Source organism: Magnetofaba australis IT-1, from assembly GCF_002109495.1.
Taxonomy (GTDB): Bacteria; Pseudomonadota; Magnetococcia; order Magnetococcales; family Magnetococcaceae; genus Magnetofaba; species Magnetofaba australis.
Window position 1 is genome coordinate 288,734 of sequence record NZ_LVJN01000015.1, and the last position, 17,251, is coordinate 305,984.

Below are 17,251 nucleotides of genomic sequence, written 5' to 3' on the forward strand. Positions count from 1 at the left end.
GATCAATCATGCCGCAAATCTCTCTGCCCGACGGGGCTGTGAAAAGTTTTGACGAACCGGTCAACGCCGGTCAGGTCGCCGCGTCCATCGGCAAGCAGTTGGCCAAAGCCGCCGTTGCCGCGCGCGTGGATGGCAAGCTGGTGGATCTGACCACCGTGATCGACCACGACGCCCAGTTGGAATTGGTGCTGGGCGATAGCGACGCTGGCCGTGAAATTCTGCGTCACTCCACCAGTCACCTGATGGCGCAAGCGGTCAAGGAGCTGTTCCCCGACGCTCAGGTCACCATCGGCCCGGCGGTGGATAACGGCTTCTACTACGATTTCGACTACGAGCGCCCCTTCACCCCCGACGATCTGAACAAGATCGAACAGCGCATGCGTCAGATCGCCAAGCGCAATCTGAAGGTCGAGCGCCGGGTGATGGCGCGTGATGAGGCGGTGAGCTTCTTCCGCGACATGGGCGAGATCTATAAAGCGGAGATCATCGCCGGGATTCCCGATGGCGAGGAGATCTCCCTGTATAGCCAGGGCGACTTCATCGACCTGTGCAGCGGTCCCCACGTCTCCAGCACCGGCAAGCTCAAAGCCTTCAAGCTGCAGCGCGTGGCCGGGGCCTACTGGCGCGGCGACTCCAACAACAAAATGCTGCAACGCATCTATGGCACGGCGTGGCACAGCCAGGAGGCGCTGGACGCCTACCTGACCCAGTTGGCGGAGGCGGAAAAGCGCGATCACCGTCGTCTGGGCAAGGATCTGGATCTGTTCTCCCTGCAGGAGGACGCTGGCGGCGGGTTGGTGTTCTGGCACCCCATGGGCTCGCGCGTGCGCCGCATGATCGAGGAGTTCTGGAAAGAGAAGCATATCGCCGGCGGCTACGAGTTCCTCTACACCCCGCACATGGCCAATCGCGATCTGTGGGATCAGTCCGGTCACACCAGCTTCTATGCCGATGGCATGTTCCGCCCCATGGAGGTGGATGAGCAGGCGTATCAGATTCGCCCCATGAACTGCCCGTTCCACATCCTTATCTATAAGGATGCGCTGCGCTCCTACCGCGAACTGCCGTTCCGTTGGGCCGAGCTGGGCACGGTTTATCGCTATGAGATGTCCGGCGCGCTGCATGGCCTGTTCCGCGTGCGCGGCTTCACCCAGGACGACGCCCACATCTTCTGCACCGAGGACCAGATCGAAAGCGAGATTCAGCAGATTCTCGACCTGACCCTGGATATCCTCGGCGCCTACGGCTTCTCCAATTTTGAGATCAACCTCTCCACCCGTCCTGAGAAGTCGGTGGGCGAAGAGGCGATCTGGGATCGCGCCACCGAGGCGTTGCGCGCGGCCATCATTTCGCGCAATCTGCCCTACGTGGTGGATGAGGGCGGCGGCGCCTTCTACGGTCCCAAAATCGACCTGAAGATCACCGACGCCATCGGCCGCAAATGGCAGTGCTCCACCGTGCAGTTGGACTTCAATCTGCCCGAGCGCTTTGAGATGGAGTATGTCGCCGCCGATGGAACGCGCAAGCGTCCCATCATGATCCACCGCGCCCTGATGGGCTCATTGGAGCGCTTCTTCGGCATTCTGGTGGAGCACTACGCCGGGGCCTTCCCGCTGTGGCTGGCGCCGGTGCAGGCGCAGGTGATGACCATCACCGAAGCCCAGGATGAGTACGCCCAGCAGGTGCGCGACGCCTTGCGCGCAGCGGGTCTGCGAGCGGAAATGGACCTGCGCAATGAAAAAGTGGGTTATAAAATCCGCGAACATACGCTAAAAAAGGTACCTTATTTGTTGGTGGTCGGAGACCGCGAACGCGAAGAGGGCACGATCAACGTGCGCCTGCGCTCCGGTCAAAACCTCGGCTCCCTGCCGCTGTCTGCGGTGATCGCGCGTCTGAGCGAAGAGAACGACAGCCGCGCTCTGGAGCCCAAAGAGGTCTGAGCGCCAAATTTCATCACCCGTTAGGAGGATTTAGTCATAGCAAAGATCAACAGAGCAGACCGCTCCTTGCCGCAATCCACCGACACCACGCGCACCAACGAAGCGATTCGTGTGCCCGAGGTGCGGTTGATCGACGAAGAGGGCGAACAGGTGGGGGTGATTTCGACCCATCAGGCTCTCGCCCGGGCCCAGGAAGCAGGTTTGGATTTGGTGGAAGTCGCGCCGGAGGCTCGTCCCCCGGTGTGCAAGATCATGGACTACACCAAGTTCAAGTATCAAAAGGCCATTCGCGAACGGCAGGCGCGTAAGAACCAGGTGCGCATCGACACCAAAGAGGTGAAGTTCCGGCCTGGAACCGACACCCACGACTATGACGTTAAGTCGCGCGCCATCCGCAAGTTCCTGGAAGCCGGCAACAAGGTCAAATGCACCATGCGCTTCCGGGGCCGCGAAATGGCTCACCAGGAGTTGGGTTTGGCCATGCTCAAAAAGCTGGAGCAGGAGCTGGTGGAGCTGGGTAAGGTGGAGCAGTATCCCAAACTGCTTGGCCGCCAGATCACCATGGTCCTTGCGCCCGTGGCCGTGCCGACCAAAAAGAAGTAAGCTCTGCGTCCAACCAGCGCTGTGATCACGGCCCTGGACAGGGCCGCAGGGGTGTTTTGTCCCTGCGGCTTTTGTCGTTTCTGGCTGCTGGGCGTATGAGCGCGATGGTTGTGCGAGGAATTTTGGGGAGCTTTAAGATATTGGGGCTTCGCCCCAAACCCCATGAGGGCGCCGCCCTCAACCCGGCAGGGCTCTGCCCTGCACCCGCGGGGCGCCGCCCTCGACCCGCTGGGGGCGCGGCCCCCAGGCCCCGGAAAATCGGGCCATAAATGTCCCGATTTTCCACCTTTCGAGTTGTGTGCTTGTTGTGTGTTTTGTGCAGGTCATGAAGACCATGACCTGTTTGTTTTGCTTCTCAAAAGCGTGTCGCGCGCCCATTGAGAAAACGTGTAAGGAGTCAGCAATGCCCAAGATCAAGAGTCACCGGGGCGCCGCCAAGCGGTTTAAAGCCACCGGCAGCGGCAAAATCCGCCGCAACAAGGCGTTCAAAAGCCACATCCTGACCAAGAAGTCCATCAAGCGTAAGCGCGGCTTCCGTCAGAGCGGCATCGTCAGCGCTGTGGATACCGCCGCCATCAAAAAGATGCTGCCGTATCTCTAAGTCTTTCTTCGGACGGATTCCCCAGCGATGGGGCATGAAGACTGGACCGGATGGTCCTGGCAAAACCGAGCGTTCACCGATGAACGTTCCGACAATTCACTGAAACGGAATTCCCGGCGCGGACGACCTGGCACCGAGGGCAGTCCCGCCCGCCATGGAATGGGCGTTGATAAATAGGAGGCGATTATGCCACGAGTAAAACGGGGTGTGACGGCGCATGCGCGCCATAAGAAGGTCATCAAACAGGCCAAAGGCTATCGCGGACGCAACGGGACCTGTTTCCGCGTTGCCAAGCAGAAGGTTGAGAAAGGCTTGCAGTACGCCTATCGCGACCGCAAAGCCCTCAAGCGCGAGATGCGTGCGCTGTGGATTCAGCGCATCAACGCGGCTGCGCGGGAGAATGGCCTCTCCTACAGCGTTTTCATCAACGGTCTGGGCAAAGCGGGTATTGAAGTTGACCGCAAAGTTCTGGCCGAGTTGGCGGTGAGTGAGCCGGCTGATTTCGCCAAACTGGCGGAAACCGCCAAGGCCGCCCTGTAAGCAGCCATCAAAGTTCGCGCGACACGTTTTCTCAAAGCCCGCCTCTGGCGGGCTTTTTCTTTGGCCAGGCATAGGGTGGGAGTGTGTGCGGGAAAGAGGTGGAGCCTGAGATGTGTCAGGTGGCCGCCGACTGGTCGGCGGCGGGGCCTGGGGGCCGCTGCCCCCAGCGGGTGTGGGCGGCGCCCACGGTGTTGTCTTTGTCTGTTGCTGTTTCCCCATGGAACAGAGGCGGCGTCAGCACAGAGCGGGGAACAGGCTGGGAGGGAAGGGCCTGCAAGAAGGCTGTCGGGGAAACGGCAGTGAGCGATATGGCGGCGAAGCCGCCAGGAGCGAATGCAGTCGGACTCGGATCTTAGGAAGGGTAAAAAAGTGTTTGCGGACGGTGGTTCAATTAAGTGACCGTCCCCGGAATTCGCCGGAATTCGTGCGAAGTGACCGTCCCCGGAATTCGTGCGATAATTCGCCATCGTATCATTGCAATTGCCCTGCAATTACATTTTCAATTAGGTTTTGGCGAGTGAAAAGACAAAGTAATGGAAAATCTGTAAAACAAAGTCCAACGCGACCGTCCTATGAGCCTCGTCTTATAGAAATCGTGGTGCTTATTTTTGGCGCCGGACTGCAATTGTGGGTATCAATTTGGTTGAGCAGGCACTATCCGACTACAGAGCCCTGGGTGGGATGGTTAGCTGGGTAGTGGCTCCGTTTAGCTGATTTTGTATAAAACTTGCATGGATTTGGCCATCGTTCTCACATGGATAGTGGAGAAAACAGATGGCCATGATTACCGTGCATTGCCCAGAATGTGGAAGCCAAAACGTTGTAAAGAATGGAAAACAGTCCAATGGGAAGCCGCGCTTCCGCTGCGACAATCCAGACTGTAAACGCCGCTATTTCCAAACGACCTACACCCACAAAGGGCGTCAACCAGAGGTAAAACGTCAAATCCTTGAGATGACTCTTAACGGCGCTGGGATTCGTGACACCTCTCGCGTCCTGGGTGTCGGGCGCAACACCATCACCCGAGAGATAAAAAAACACCGGAATCTCACAGGTGAATCTTCCACTTCTGGCTGAACTGGCTTCCGATACGCCGGTCGACGTGGTTCGGGTTGATCAAGCAGAAGCTGATGAAATGTGGTCCTATGTCGGCAGCAAGGCCAACCCTCGATGGATTTGGCATGCCATCGAACGCCAGTCAGGCCGCGTCCTGGCATATGTCTTCGGAACTCGGAAAGATGCTGTGCTCAAAGAGCTGCGTAAACTGCTGGAGCCTTTTGGCATCGCCAACCTGTTTACCGATGATTGGGGCGCTTACCATCGCGTCCCATTGGCCCCAAATCATTTCGTGGGCAAGCGCAACACTCAGCGTATTGAGCGCAAGCATCTGACTTGGCGCACTCGCATCAAGCGACTGGCCAGAAAGACCATCTGCTTCTCCAAATGCGAGGTGATGCACGACACGGTCATTGGCCTGTTTATCAACCGCTACGAGTTTGGTCTGGAAATATAGTGATCAGCTAAACGGAGCCACTACCCCGAAGACATATGCCAGGACGCGGCCTGACTGGCGTTCGATGGCATGCCAAATCCATCGAGGGTTGGCCTTGCTGTCGACATAGGACCACATTTCATCAGCTTCTGCTTGATCAACCCGAACCACGTCGACCGGCGTATCGGAAGCCAGTTCAGCCAGAAGTGGAAGATTCACCTGTGAGATTCCGGTGTTTTTTTATCTCTCGGGTGATGGTGTTGCGCCCGACACCCAGGACGCGAGAGGTGTCACGAATCCCAGCGCCGTTAAGAGTCATCTCAAGGATTTGACGTTTTACCTCTGGTTGACGCCCTTTGTGGGTGTAGGTCGTTTGGAAATAGCGGCGTTTACAGTCTGGATTGTCGCAGCGGAAGCGCGGCTTCCCATTGGACTGTTTGCCATTCTTTACAACGTTTTGGCTTCCACATTCTGGGCAATGCACGGTAATCATGGCCATCTGTTTTCTCCACTATCCATGTGAGAACGATGGCCAAATCCACGCAAGTTTTATACAAAATCAGCTAAACGGAGCCACTACCCAAGCGCCGTCATGGCATGGGGCGATTGACTTTGCCCCGTCACCGACGCAAACGGCAGCGGCGGCTTGTAGGCTTGGTGCGGACTCACGCCCAGATTGGATTGCGCCCCGGGGAACCCTGGCGCCATGCCCGGCTGAACCGCGCCGGGCCGCACGATGGAGTCATAGTCCGGCACATGGTAGCCGCCGGAGTCCAACTGCGTCTTGGCGGCGGCGGGGTGCAGCCCCGGGGTGAAAGTCGAGGCCCCACCTGTTGCAGAAAACCGCCCATGCGGTCCAGCGCCTCGGTCCCGGCCATGGGCGGCGCGGTCCCCAGATCGTGCAGATTGCTGGGGATCATGCTGGGATCCCACGGCGCGCCGGTCTCCTCATCCAAGCCGAAGGTCTTGCTGATCAAACTGCGATTCTGCGCATCCTGCTGCGCCCACTGGGTCTGACGCTGGGCCAGATCGTTCAGCGTGGGGGTGTGCCAGTTGCCGGTGAACCACTCCTCACGCGCCTTGGAGCCTGCGCTCATGCGGTCGTGGGGCGTGGTTCCATAGCTGTTCTCGTTGGCCATGAGATCGTCGCGGCGCAGGTCGATATATTTCTCCCGGTTCTCCGGGTTGACCACGTCGCTCACTGAAAACGGCGCGCGAGGCCGGGGCTGGCCCAGATAGCTCACCGCCTGATCCATGGTGTTGCGCGCCAGCCGATTGGCCATGGGCTCCACCAGGTAGGGGTCCGGCTCATCGTCCGGCGCGCGATAGCCCGGCGCGGCCATGGGGTCATTCTCCATGCGCTCGGAGATCTAGTCGTCGGGGCCATTCATGGCGGCGCCGTTGTCATAGTCCCATTGCCAGCGGCGCTCGGCCTCCATGCGGTTTTCATCGTCCCAAAGGTTTGTTTTTTCATCGTTGGCGACGCCCCAAGTGTCGAAGGGGTTTTCAAAAGAGAAGTAATCGCCCAGTGCGGTATCCCATATGCCCATGCGTGCGCTCCTTGTGATGTGTGCGAGGGAGAGTGGAAAGGGTTTGGGATAGAAATATCATATCAATACTTACAAATCAATATTTATATGATATTTACTGCGATGCAGCAGGCACATGAACGCGTGCAACGGAACTGGGCGTATGGGCCGTTCAATGGGCGGACTGCGCCAACCCCGGCGTTTTGCCATCCGATGCGTTATACTCGCCATTCAGCACATCGTTGGGGAGCGAACACTTTATTCACGTTGCCTTGATTTCAGGACGGCGCCTTATGGCATTGATTCCGCGTATGACTTTTAAGCCCTGGCAGTTGATTCTGCTGGTCAGCCTGTTTATCGCCATCACCGGTAACGCCGCCTTTTTCCATGGCGTGCTGGAGATCTATCCTTGGTCCGAACACAGCGGCTTTTTGATCTCGGTGGGGGTGGTGTTCACCCTGCTGGTGATGCTGCTGGCCTCGCTGTTCGGCTTGCTGCTGAGTATCAAATTCACTCTGAGCCTGTTTCTGATCATCGCTGCGGTGACCGGCTATTATGCCGACGCCCTGGGCGTCATCGTCGACAAGGAGATGATCAACAACGCCCTGCAGACCAACGCCGCCGAGGCCGCCGACGTCATCACCGGCGGTATGATCATGCGGCTATTGCTGCTGGGGGTGTTGCCGACCATTTTCGTGTGGCGGGTGCGTTTGAGCCCGCAGACGTTGTGGAGTCGTTTGAAGCGCATGCTCGTCACCATTGGCGTGACGGTGGCGGTGGCGGGGGCTTCGTTCTGGATGTTCTCGGCGCAGTACTACAGCGCTGGGCGCGAACACAAAAACCTGCGCTATCGGGCCATTCCCATCTATCCGCTCTACTCGGCCATTCGCATGGCCACCAAGTCCCTCAAGTCGCCGCCGCCCAAATTTAAAGTTCTCACTGAACATGCCATCACCCCGGTGGGCGATGAAGATCGTGAACTGGTGATTGTCGTAGTGGGCGAGACGGTGCGCGCCGATCACTTCTCACTGATGGGGTACAAGCGGGAGACCACCCCGTTGCTGGCCAAGGAGCCGAATGTGGTGGCGTTCCAGAACATCACCTCTTGTGGCACCTCCACGGCGGTGTCGGTGCCGTGCATGTTCTCTTTCTCCGACCGCGAGGATTACAGTTCGTCGGAAAAACATACCCAGAACGCCATTGACGTGCTGGCCAAGGCGGGGGTGAACGTCTTGTGGCTGGACAACAACTCCTCCTCCAAAGGGGTGGCTGACCGGGTGGAGTATTACGACTATCGCACCGCCGCCACCAATACGGTGTGCGACGACGTGGAGTGTCGCGACATCGGCATGCTCAAGCCGCTACAGAAGTACATCGACAGCCACAAGGGCGACATCCTTATTGTGCTGCACCAGATGGGCAATCATGGCCCCGCCTATTACAAACGCTATCCGGCGGAGTTTGAGCGCTTCAAACCGGCGTGTCAGACAGCGGAGTTGGCGGATTGCAGCGCTGAGGAGATATCCAACGCTTATGACAACGCCATCCTCTACACCGATTACTTCCTCTCTGAGGTGATAGCTCTGCTCAAGCGCAACTCGGATGAGTTTGAGACTGTGATGCTGTATATGGGCGACCATGGTGAATCGCTGGGGGAGGGCGGCGTGTATCTGCATGGCCTGCCTTATATGTTTGCGCCGGAGGCGCAGACCCATGTGCCGTTGATCTTCTGGAATGGGGAGTCATCGGACTTTGATATTGAGGCGTTCCGCCAGCACAAGGATGCGCCCAGCTCCCACGACAGTCTGGCGCCGTTCCTGATGCAGGCGTTTGAGATTGAGTCGGATTTGGTGAGTAAGCTGCGCAGTCCTTCGTATGTGCCGGATAGCGCCATGAAGCCGGAGCCGGAGCATCATGGCAAGTGAGGTGGAGTCAGCACGGAGTAAAACGGGCCGCCGACTGGTCGGCGGCGGGGTCTGGGGGCCGCTGCCCCCAGCGGGTGTGGGCGGCGCCCACGGTGTGGCAGTGGTCTTTATCAGTAGTGTTTGGCCGTTTCCCCGCTGAACAAGGGTGGCGCCAGTAGGGGGCGTATTGAGACGCTTGGTACGCCGAACCAGTTTAGAGGTAAACGGGGAAACGGCAGGTGAGCAGGCCCAAAGGGGCCGTCGTCCGCAGGACGGCGAACTGCTCTAAAACTTGAAGACTGGGAAAGTGTAAAAGTGTTTGTGGGAAAGAGTGCGGGCTAGCGTTATCTAATGGGCCGCCGACTGGTCGGCGGCGGGGTCTGGGGGCCGCTGCCCCCAGCGGGTGTGGGCGGAGCCCACGGTGTGGCAGTGGTAGTAGCCGTTTCCCCATAGAACAAAGACGGCGCCAGCAGGGGGCGTATTGAGAAGCTCGGCACGCCGAGCCAGCAAGGAGGTCGTTGGGGAAACGGCAGGTGAGCAGGCCCGAAGGGCCGTCGTCCGCAGGACGGCGAACTGCTCTAAAACTCTACGCCAGGGAAAGTCAAAAGTGTTTGGGTGAAACATTCCACAGGAATTCTCCCAGGACGCACCAAATCAATTCAGAGCAGACCCCTGGAATTTCCAGGGCATTTTGTCCAGACACAGAAAATGACTTATGTTAGAATGCCCCCTGTGCTGACTATTCGCATGTCAAGCGGCTGGGTTTCATTCGTTTGGCGCGTGATAATCAGAAAGAGAGCCGAGACTCGATTGAATTGTCTCTGCTTAGGCAAATGAATGTGTTGATTGTCATAGGAGAATTGCATGAAGAGGGCGCTCATTTGCGGAGCTGTTGTTCTGAATATCGCCAGTTTTTCCGAAGCTGAGGCAGCCTCTGCGCAAAGGGAGCAATTGGAAAAGGTGAGGGAGGCGCGCAGAGCATTGGCCATATGCCGCGCCCAATATGAGATTCCAAGAATTCTTGCTGTTAAAGTAGCGTATAAAGACAAAATAGAAGCACAAAAGAAACTTGCTGAGATGAAGGAGGCTGTACAAAACGGGGCCAAAGAAGCATGCGCGAGCCATAACAAGAAATTGCAGATGGAGGCGACCAAGGGGATCATGCAAGGGCTATCCGTTGAAGAAATGGTGAAAGGATCGGAAGAAGAGGGTTTGAAAATCTACAAGCAATTCATGAAAATCATGCTAGATAAAATAAAAGAGAAACAATGATATAATCTATTGTCTTACATGTTGGGTCCCGGATGATTCCTGACCTGTTTATGGAATAAGTGCGGATGAGTTAATTGCCAAGCTTTCAGAGTGGCGACTGGCGTTTTGTGATTCAAGGCTTTTTGCGGGATCTGCTGATTGTAGAGCCACGCATATCGAGTCAGTGTTGCAGCCAGATCTTGGCGTGAATCAAAGCGTGTGGTGGTCAGGATATCGGCAATGCGGCCATTGAAACGTTCGACCATGCCGTTGGTCTGAGGCGTACGCGGTTTGATGAGCCGGTGTTCGATACCATGGCGCGCGCATTCCACATCAAACAGATGCTTGCCAGTAGGCTGGCGCTCGCCCTCGGCGCTGAAGCGATCCGTGAAGCATTTGTCGTTGTCGGACAGCAACTTGACGATCTTAAAAGGAACTTTGGCCGTCAGGCGTTTGAGGAATCCAGTCGCGGTCTTGGCGGACTTGTCCGGGCACAACTCCAGATAGACCCAGCGGCTGGCGCGGTCGATGGCCACGAACAGATAGCGCCGTGAGGATTCATCAGGCATTTGAGGCAGGTATTTGTAGTCGACGTGAATATAGCCAGGCTCGTAGTCCTTGAAGGTTTTGACCGGCTTCTTTTCGCCTTCCGGTTGAGGGATCAGATCGCGTAGACGGGAGACCTTGTGGCGACGTAGACAGCGGTCCAGACCGGAGCGGCTGACATCGGAATTGACGAACTCGCGCATCACAATCAGTAGGTCGTCCAGGGGCAAAAGGAACGTCCGGCGCAACTCCACCGCCACAATTTCCTGCTCAGGCGTCAACGTCGTGGGCAGATGATGTGGCGTATGGGAATGGTCTTGGGTATCGTTACGTCCCTTCCAGCGTCGAATGGTGTCCACAGTAACGCCAAACTGTGCCGCCAGATGGCTATTGGGCAGGGTAGACTCCTGAATCTGTTTGCGGATCTTCGGCGTCGTGGTGGCGTTGGCGTGCAGACGGATTTCCATCAGATTCCTCCTGTTGCGCTTCCTCTGGCCAGTTGGACCAAATAGGCTCTGGCCTGGAATAGAGGATAGCTCAACACGTTTATGGAATCATCCGGGATTTTACACTTACAAAGAGAGGCTCTCGTGGGTCCGCGCCAATCGCATAAGCAGAAGGGGTTCAAATGGATTATGGGAATATGCGCACAACTGAGATGCTTTGCTGTTAGCTGATAGAATACCTGCGACCTCTTCCCCCACACATACATGTCAACTTTCTCTTGCTTCGAGTTTTACTGCAGTTCGCCGTCCTGCGGACGACGGCCCTGCGGGCCTGCTCACCTGCCGTTTCCCCGACGGCCTCCTTGCGGGCTCTCCGTTTCGCGTTCCTCTCCCAACTTCTACTGGTCCGTACTCTCTTTACACGGGGAAACGGCAATTGCTACAGCCAAGGCCACACCGTGGGCGCCGCCCACACCCGCTGGGGGCAGCGGCCCCCAGACCCCGCCGCCGACCAGTCGGCGGCCCATTACATACCGCTGGCTCGGCCTCTTTCCCGCACACACATGTCAACTTTCTCTTGCTTCGAGTTTTAGAGCAGCTCGCCGTCCTGCGGACGACGGCCCCTGCGGGGCCTGCTCACCTGCCGTTTCCCCGACGGCCTCCTTGCTGGCTCACCCCTCCCAGCTTACTCCCCACTCTGTGCTGGCGCCGCCTCTGTTCAGTGGGGAAACGGCAACGGCCACTGCCACACCTTGGGGCTCCGCCCCAAACCCCGCTGGGGGCAGCGGCCCCCAGACCCCGCCGCCGACCAGTCGGCGGCCACCTTACACACCTCTCGCTCGGCCTCTTTGCCGCACACACTTTTGCCTCTTACCCGGGCTGGTCCAGCCGTTTGCCGATAATCTCGCCCACCCGCAGCGCATTGGCGTAAATAGTCCACGTATACGGCACGCTGCCCCCCGTCGGCATGAAACTCCCATCGGTCACATACAGATTCTCCACCTCATGCGCCCGACACTCCGCGTCCAGCACCGACGCTCCCGGATCATCTCCAAACCGGCATCCCCCCGCCATCAGATTCACCGGCGGCGCCCCGCTGATGTTGGAGGAGATGCGCGTCGCGCCCATCTGCTTGAGAACCTCCGCCCCGCGCATGGCCAAGAAACGTCCCACTTCCAGATCATGCGGGTGGGCGTTCAACCGCACCCGCGCCACTGGCGAGTCCCAACGATCGGTCACCCCGCCATCTAATGTGACGCGGCAATCATCCGTCGGCAGCCAGTCGCAAAACACCTCAAAATCCAACGTGCGGTCGGTGCGGAACCAGCTCTCCAACTTGCGCTTGAGCGGCAGCCCCCACAGCAACCCATCCTCGCCGTCCCATTTCAGACTGTTGGCCTTGCGAATGGGGTTGGGGTGGGCCAGCAGCAGCTCCACAATGCCCCCCTTGTGGCGCGCGCCGTCGGCAAAGGCCGGGTCGCGGATCTCATACCAATCATCCAGGGCGCGGTTGATGAATGGCCCCATGGTCTGCAGCGCCTCAACCTCCTCGGCGCTGCGCCCGGCGAAGGGAAAGTCGCCACTGCCCGAGCCCCCCGCCGAGAAGATCAGATTACGCCCCACCTGACCGCTGTTGTTGGCCAAGCCCTGGGGGAATTTTGGCCCCGTGGAGGCGAGCAGCAAGCGCGACGTCTCCACCGCCTGACACGCTGCGACGAACAGGTCAGCGTGAATCCGATGCTCCTGGCCATCCTGATCAAACCACAACGCCGCCGTGATGCGGCCTCTCTCGTCAGTGACCAAGCGATGCACCTTGGCGTGGGGAATCACCCGGCAATGCCCGGTGGCTATGGCGGGATCGATGAAAGCCGTGCGGGCGCTGCCCTTGGCCCCGCTGGAGCAGCCGTAACTGCCGCAGTAGCCAGAGTATTCGCAACTGTTACGCGGGCCGACAGGCTCCGACAGGATCGCGCGGGGCACTTGCAGCGCATGGACTTTCAATTCGGCGCACGCTTTATCGATCCACGGAACAATCGGGTGTTCGGCCACCGGCGGATGGGGGAACTCCGGAGTGGAGCGCGGCGCCGGGTGGGGCTCCTTGGGGTCGGCGCGGCCGCTGATCCCCACCACCTGTTCGGCCAGGGCGTAGTAGGGCTCCAGGTCGTCATAGGAGATGGGCCAATCGACCCGATTGGCCCCGGCGATGGGGCCATAGACCGAGAGTTGGCGGAAGTCGTTGGGGCGCAGTCGATGGAAGAAGCCGCTCATCAGATTGCTGGAGCCGCCCACCATATTGCCGTTCCAGAAGTCCCAGCCAGACTCACTGGTGGGCGTCGCGGACCACTGGCCGTTTGCGCGCTCTTCGATGATGTGTTGCTCGTCATGGAGACTGGGGGTGTAGACGCTGCGCAGGCAGCAGGCCAGCTCGTCTTTGTAGAAGTCGGTTTCGCGCAGCCAGGGGCCTTTTTCCAGCACGGTGACGGCGATGCCCAAGCGGGCCAATTGCCACGCCACGGGGGCGCCGCCCGCGCCGCTGCCGATGATACAAACCGAGGTTTCCAAATGGTTCGCCATACGTTCGGCCAAATGAGGAAGTTGGGAGGGGCAAAGAGCCGCCAAGGCGAAAAATCGCCAAAGGCGGTTTTTCGGGGATTCTTAAGGGTCCGTGACCCTTAAGCGGGGTGTGGGGCGGCGCCCCACGGTTTGGTTGTCGATCTTTGGGAGCTCGAGGGCGAAGCCCTCGATATCTTAAATGCGTTCAAATCAATTTTCATTCCCTACAAGGGGAGATTCTCATAGCGCTTATCCGCAGGCGGATGGGGAAAGCCCGGGGTGTGCTGCAGCCAGCGCCAGCCGACTCCGCCGGGATTGCCGCCATAGATCGGATCGCACAGCAGCGCCTCCATGAGGTAGGTGAGCAGGGTGGCCAGCCAGTTCTCCCCGGCGGCGCTGCGGGCGATGCGGCGCAACACGATTTCCCGCTCGGCCTCATTGAGTTCCACAAATGGGCGGCCCACGATCTGTTGGCTCATATCCGCCAGCCAGACGGTCCCTTGGGTGATGAATCGCCGCGTCTCGGCGTCGACAAAGCGATCTTGAACCACGCGCTGAAGGTAGCTCAGGGCATGGATCTCCACCGCGCCAGGGGCGTGGGCTTCGCTGGGGAGAAGGTGGCGCTGCACGGCGTCGAGAATGGGCCAGGGGTCGGCAGGGTCGGCCGCGCGGGCCAGCGGCAAGCCGAACAGCGCCGCCATGGAACCGCCCGCCGCGCCGAGCAGCAGGCGGCGTCGCGTCAGCAGATGGTCGCGCCACAGGCGCAGACTCTGTTGCGGCGAGGCGGTGGCGAGGGTGCGGCGATTGGGGCTCATGGCGTCTCTTCAGCGGTGCGGCGGCAGAGGGACGGACGTTGCCAGATTACGCAACCGCGCGGCGCCACACCAGCAGTTTGCCGCTGCGCCCTTTGACCGACACCTCCTCCTGCCCGGCGAATCCCGCCACCCCTGCGGTGGTCAGGGTGGCGTCATCCACCACGATCTCGCCGGACTCCGCCAACGAGCAGAGCCGCGCCGAGACGTTGACCGCATCGCCGATGATGGTGAAGTCCTGCCGATTCTCTGTGCCGATGCCGCCGGAGATGACATTGCCGGAGTAGACGCCAATCCCAATGCCGCGCGGGAACTGCGCGCCCGCCATGCGTTTTTGAATCTCCATGGCCGCCAGCACCGCGTCGCGCTCCTTGCCCGGGCCTTGGAAGCGCGCCAGCACCGCATCGCCGATCATCTTATCTACGTCGCCGCCGTTGGCGTGGATGGCGTCCACCTGCATGGTCATGATCTCATTGAGGAAGTCCACCACCTCTGCGGGCGTGTGTTGCTCCGAGTAGCTGGTGAAGCTACGGATGTCCGAATAGAGCAGAGCGCAGGTCACCTGTACCGAGGGGATGCCGCCGCCGCCGTCGTGATGGCGGGCGGCGTCCACCGCGCTCTTGGAGACGAAACTCTCCAGACGCTCCTGCAGGGTGTTGATGGCGCGGGTTCTCTGGTCGATGTCCTCCTGCGCGCTGCGCATGATGATCCCTTGGGAGAAGATCATCACCAAAAGCAGCAGGGAGGGATAGATGATGATAGGTTGAATCGCCTGCCACAGGATGGCGTTGAACATTGAGGCGGGTTCATACAACTCAAACACGGCGATGATCTTGCCGTCGCTCTCCAGCGGCACATAGAGTTCGTAGTAGGATTCCCCCTGCGGCTCGTTCTCCAGTTTGATGTGCGCCTGACCGGTCTGCAGAATCTTCTCAAGAACCGGGCCGCTCTCCACTTTGCCGATCAGAGCCGGGTCGGTGGCGAAAACGGTTTGGTGGTCGAGTCCGTAGACCTTCAATTTGTCGACGCGGAACTCGTCGCACTCATCCTTGAACGCCTTTTCCAGGGCTTGCAGTTCCGCGTCACTCAGATGCTTGCCCGACATCAGGCGATTCCAGGGCGCTGGGGTGATGCGTTTGACCCCCTCGGCGATACCCTTGGCGCGGATGGTCGCCATGTTGAGGTAGATATCCTCCTGCGCATGCTGCGTCGCCAGACCGGTGGTGATCACCAGCACGCCGATGAAAATCAGCAGCAGGGGCACGATGCGGCGATAGTAGCGCGTGAGAATCGGGTAGGGCTCTTTGAGCGCCCCAAAGTCGATATCGGGCTGCGAGAGGTTTTTTTTCATTTCGGACTCGTTTTCTGAATCAATTAAGAGAAGTTATGCAATACCAAATTGGCTGTAAGGCCTCTCCCTGAGTGGTTTGTTGACAGCAAAATGTTTCCATCAATACAGGGAGTCATCGACTTCACTTAACATTCAACGGGCTGGTCGCCCGCTGTGGACTGCAGCTGCGGACAAAAAACGTCCGCTGCGGTCGCGCGCAGGGTTGCTGAATCGCACCGCATTCAAGTTTAACTCCTGAGCATAGAATTTCCGTTCCCGCTCTTTTCCTTTCTCTCAGGGCGGGCTGAAACGGTTTGCCAACAGCAGTGATTGATAAACGCTTTTTGTTCTGCTCTTGGTCATCATGAAGCATTCAGTTTCGCCGCAACAGATGCTATGTTTAAAGGTCTGTGTTTTTGATGTGGTTGTCAATTCCCATTAACGATTCGTGTATTTGGAGCATCCTATGAAGCGCGTGCGCATTGCCCGGCTGATGATGACCGTATTTGTGACCTTTGGCGCAGTCTGGGCGGCGCATACGCCCCAAGCACAGGCGGGGAGCCCCGTTGGCGTGAACGCGGACGCGGAAAGCCTGGCCTCCATCGCGCGTGGCGCGAGATTGTACGATAAATGGTATAAAGTCCTGGACCAGAAGCCGCCGCAAGCGTCGCACCCGGCCTACCCGGCGTCGGCCAAGTACGCCAATGAGCCCAAGTCCAACTGGCGCTGCAAGGAGTGTCATGGCTGGGACGGCAAGGGCAAGGATGGCGCCTACGCCGCTGGCAAGCACCACTCCGGCATTGTGGGCGTGCGCGGCATGCTGGGCAAACAGCCCGCCCAAGTCGCCGCCGTGGTGAGCGACGCCACCCATGGTTATGGCGCGCATTTGAGCGCGTCCGACCTGCATGATCTGGGGATGTTCCTGACCCAGGGGCAACTGGATATGGATGCGTTGATCGATGGCGCGGCCAAGGCGCCGAAACAGGCCGATGCGACCCAGGGCGGACTCTACTACGCCACGCTGTGCGCCCAGTGTCATGGCAAGGTGGGCATCGCCAAAGGCATGCCGATCATGGGCAAGGTCGCCAACAGCAATCCGTGGGAGACGCTGCACAAGATTCAATTTGGTCAGCCTGGGGCGGAGATGCCTGCGCTGTTGGCGCTGGATATGCAGATCAGCTTGGATATCCTGGCGCATTTGCAAACTCTGCCGCAGAAGAAATAAGCTCTGTCGCCATCGCTTGGTTTCGCAAAAAAGCCGCCTCTCTGTTGCAGAAGGGCGGCTTTTTCGTGCGTTCTCGTGGGGCGTACGGCGCTTGGCGCCAGCGTAGGATATTGCGCGCACGGACGTATAGCGAGTCAAAACCAAAACTGCACAGAACAGCCAATGTTTGCGTGACGTAGATTGAGCTTGCGCTGACTATTGGCCGCCGACTGGTCGGCGGCGGGGTCTGGGGGCCGCGCCCCCAGCGGGGTGTGGGGCGGCGCCCCACGATTTGGCAGGATTGCCAAATCGGACTCGCCTAGCGAGCCCGAAGAGTGAGGGCCATGGATGGCTCGAATCACGGTTTGGTCGTTGGGAGCTCGAGGGCATAGCCCTCGATATCTTTCCTTATCCAAAACCCGAGCATGTCCGATTCTCGGTTTGACTTGCTATATAAAGAAAAGCCAGGCGCAAACGCCTGGCTTTTTCATCCGACTGAT

At 58.9% G+C, this 17,251-nt stretch carries 16 protein-coding genes; 8 read left to right on the forward strand and 8 right to left on the reverse strand.

What is annotated here, in order from left to right; genetic code table 11:
• The first annotated feature begins 8 nt into the window (after nucleotides 1–8).
• From thrS to MAIT1_RS03570, 5 genes are all read left to right on the forward strand, one after another.
• The gene (gene thrS, locus MAIT1_RS03545; RefSeq protein WP_085440787.1) at nucleotides 9–1,940 is read left to right on the forward strand and encodes a threonine--tRNA ligase; all 1,932 of its coding nucleotides are present in this window, start codon (nucleotides 9–11) and stop codon (nucleotides 1,938–1,940) included.
• 66 nt (nucleotides 1,941–2,006) lie between these two features.
• Entirely contained in the window at nucleotides 2,007–2,543 is a 537-nt protein-coding gene (gene infC / locus MAIT1_RS03550) for a translation initiation factor IF-3 (RefSeq protein ID WP_085440789.1), read from the forward strand.
• Between the two features lie 403 nt (nucleotides 2,544–2,946).
• Nucleotides 2,947–3,144 (forward strand): 50S ribosomal protein L35, encoded by a 198-nt coding sequence (rpmI, locus tag MAIT1_RS03560; protein ID WP_085440793.1) that lies wholly within the window; start codon nucleotides 2,947–2,949, stop codon nucleotides 3,142–3,144.
• A 186-nt stretch (nucleotides 3,145–3,330) separates the two neighbouring features.
• Nucleotides 3,331–3,684, forward strand: a complete 354-nt coding sequence (gene rplT / locus MAIT1_RS03565) for a 50S ribosomal protein L20 (RefSeq protein ID WP_085440794.1) — start codon at nucleotides 3,331–3,333, stop codon at nucleotides 3,682–3,684.
• Between the two features lie 774 nt (nucleotides 3,685–4,458).
• Nucleotides 4,459–5,197 (forward strand): IS1 family transposase gene (locus tag MAIT1_RS03570; protein WP_414673634.1). Its coding sequence is split into 2 segments (ribosomal slippage): nucleotides 4,459–4,755 and nucleotides 4,757–5,197, totalling 738 coding nucleotides; the frame shifts between segments, so codons are not numbered across the junction.
• A gap of 3 nt (nucleotides 5,198–5,200) precedes the next feature.
• Here MAIT1_RS03570 and MAIT1_RS22630 read toward each other — a convergent pair.
• The 4 genes from MAIT1_RS22630 to MAIT1_RS03590 form a co-directional block, all read right to left on the reverse strand.
• Entirely contained in the window at nucleotides 5,201–5,395 is a 195-nt protein-coding gene (locus MAIT1_RS22630) for an IS1 family transposase (protein WP_143814635.1), read from the reverse strand.
• The gene (locus MAIT1_RS03580; protein WP_085440798.1) at nucleotides 5,373–5,675 is read right to left on the reverse strand and encodes an IS1-like element transposase; all 303 of its coding nucleotides are present in this window, start codon (nucleotides 5,673–5,675) and stop codon (nucleotides 5,373–5,375) included. The genes MAIT1_RS22630 and MAIT1_RS03580 overlap by 23 nt, the downstream gene beginning before the upstream one ends.
• Before the next feature lie 166 nt (nucleotides 5,676–5,841).
• A complete protein-coding gene (locus MAIT1_RS03585) occupies nucleotides 5,842–6,534 on the reverse strand; it encodes a hypothetical protein (RefSeq protein ID WP_143814636.1) in 693 nt (230 codons plus the stop codon).
• Nucleotides 6,535–6,546: 12 nt separating this feature from the next.
• Complete coding sequence (locus tag MAIT1_RS03590; protein ID WP_085440811.1) at nucleotides 6,547–6,726, reverse strand: hypothetical protein; 180 nt, start codon at nucleotides 6,724–6,726, stop codon at nucleotides 6,547–6,549.
• Nucleotides 6,727–7,016: 290 nt separating this feature from the next.
• Here MAIT1_RS03590 and MAIT1_RS03595 point away from each other — a divergent pair, with 290 nt between their 5' ends.
• A complete protein-coding gene (locus MAIT1_RS03595; protein WP_085440830.1) occupies nucleotides 7,017–8,630 on the forward strand; it encodes a phosphoethanolamine transferase in 1,614 nt (537 codons plus the stop codon).
• 843 nt (nucleotides 8,631–9,473) lie between these two features.
• Nucleotides 9,474–9,881, forward strand: coding sequence for a hypothetical protein (locus tag MAIT1_RS03600; protein WP_085440832.1), 408 nt, complete (start codon nucleotides 9,474–9,476; stop codon nucleotides 9,879–9,881).
• A 14-nt stretch (nucleotides 9,882–9,895) separates the two neighbouring features.
• On the opposite strand, the gene MAIT1_RS03605 is transcribed toward MAIT1_RS03600, so the two are convergent.
• The 4 genes from MAIT1_RS03605 to MAIT1_RS03620 form a co-directional block, all read right to left on the reverse strand.
• Complete coding sequence (locus tag MAIT1_RS03605) at nucleotides 9,896–10,873, reverse strand: IS481 family transposase (protein ID WP_085440834.1); 978 nt, start codon at nucleotides 10,871–10,873, stop codon at nucleotides 9,896–9,898.
• Nucleotides 10,874–11,722: 849 nt separating this feature from the next.
• Nucleotides 11,723–13,414, reverse strand: coding sequence for a GMC family oxidoreductase (locus MAIT1_RS03610; RefSeq protein WP_198947783.1), 1,692 nt, complete (start codon nucleotides 13,412–13,414; stop codon nucleotides 11,723–11,725).
• 215 nt (nucleotides 13,415–13,629) lie between these two features.
• Entirely contained in the window at nucleotides 13,630–14,220 is a 591-nt protein-coding gene (locus tag MAIT1_RS03615; RefSeq protein WP_085440837.1) for a gluconate 2-dehydrogenase subunit 3 family protein, read from the reverse strand.
• 46 nt (nucleotides 14,221–14,266) lie between these two features.
• Nucleotides 14,267–15,568: an adenylate/guanylate cyclase domain-containing protein gene (locus MAIT1_RS03620; protein WP_085440839.1), complete on the reverse strand. Its 1,302-nt coding sequence runs from the start codon at nucleotides 15,566–15,568 to the stop codon at nucleotides 14,267–14,269.
• A gap of 445 nt (nucleotides 15,569–16,013) precedes the next feature.
• On the opposite strand from MAIT1_RS03620, the gene MAIT1_RS03625 reads away from it, so the two are divergent.
• Nucleotides 16,014–16,772, forward strand: coding sequence for a c-type cytochrome (locus tag MAIT1_RS03625; RefSeq protein WP_085440841.1), 759 nt, complete (start codon nucleotides 16,014–16,016; stop codon nucleotides 16,770–16,772).
• Nucleotides 16,773–17,251: the final 479 nt, after the last annotated feature.

Excerpts from the sequence above, each read along its gene's own strand:
- thrS (WP_085440787.1), top strand. The coding sequence starts at position 9 with ATGCCGCAAATCTCTCTGCCCGACGGGGCTGTGAAAAGTTTTGACGAA.
- rpmI (WP_085440793.1), top strand. The coding sequence starts at position 2,947 with ATGCCCAAGATCAAGAGTCACCGGGGCGCCGCCAAGCGGTTTAAAGCC.
- rplT (WP_085440794.1), top strand. The coding sequence starts at position 3,331 with ATGCCACGAGTAAAACGGGGTGTGACGGCGCATGCGCGCCATAAGAAG.
- MAIT1_RS03580 (WP_085440798.1), bottom strand. The coding sequence starts at position 5,675 with ATGGCCATGATTACCGTGCATTGCCCAGAATGTGGAAGCCAAAACGTT.
- MAIT1_RS03585 (WP_143814636.1), bottom strand. The coding sequence starts at position 6,534 with ATGGAGAATGACCCCATGGCCGCGCCGGGCTATCGCGCGCCGGACGAT.
- MAIT1_RS03590 (WP_085440811.1), bottom strand. The coding sequence starts at position 6,726 with ATGGGCATATGGGATACCGCACTGGGCGATTACTTCTCTTTTGAAAAC.
- MAIT1_RS03595 (WP_085440830.1), top strand. The coding sequence starts at position 7,017 with ATGACTTTTAAGCCCTGGCAGTTGATTCTGCTGGTCAGCCTGTTTATC.
- MAIT1_RS03600 (WP_085440832.1), top strand. The coding sequence starts at position 9,474 with ATGAAGAGGGCGCTCATTTGCGGAGCTGTTGTTCTGAATATCGCCAGT.
- MAIT1_RS03605 (WP_085440834.1), bottom strand. The coding sequence starts at position 10,873 with ATGGAAATCCGTCTGCACGCCAACGCCACCACGACGCCGAAGATCCGC.
- MAIT1_RS03615 (WP_085440837.1), bottom strand. The coding sequence starts at position 14,220 with ATGAGCCCCAATCGCCGCACCCTCGCCACCGCCTCGCCGCAACAGAGT.
- MAIT1_RS03620 (WP_085440839.1), bottom strand. The coding sequence starts at position 15,568 with ATGAAAAAAAACCTCTCGCAGCCCGATATCGACTTTGGGGCGCTCAAA.
- MAIT1_RS03625 (WP_085440841.1), top strand. The coding sequence starts at position 16,014 with ATGAAGCGCGTGCGCATTGCCCGGCTGATGATGACCGTATTTGTGACC.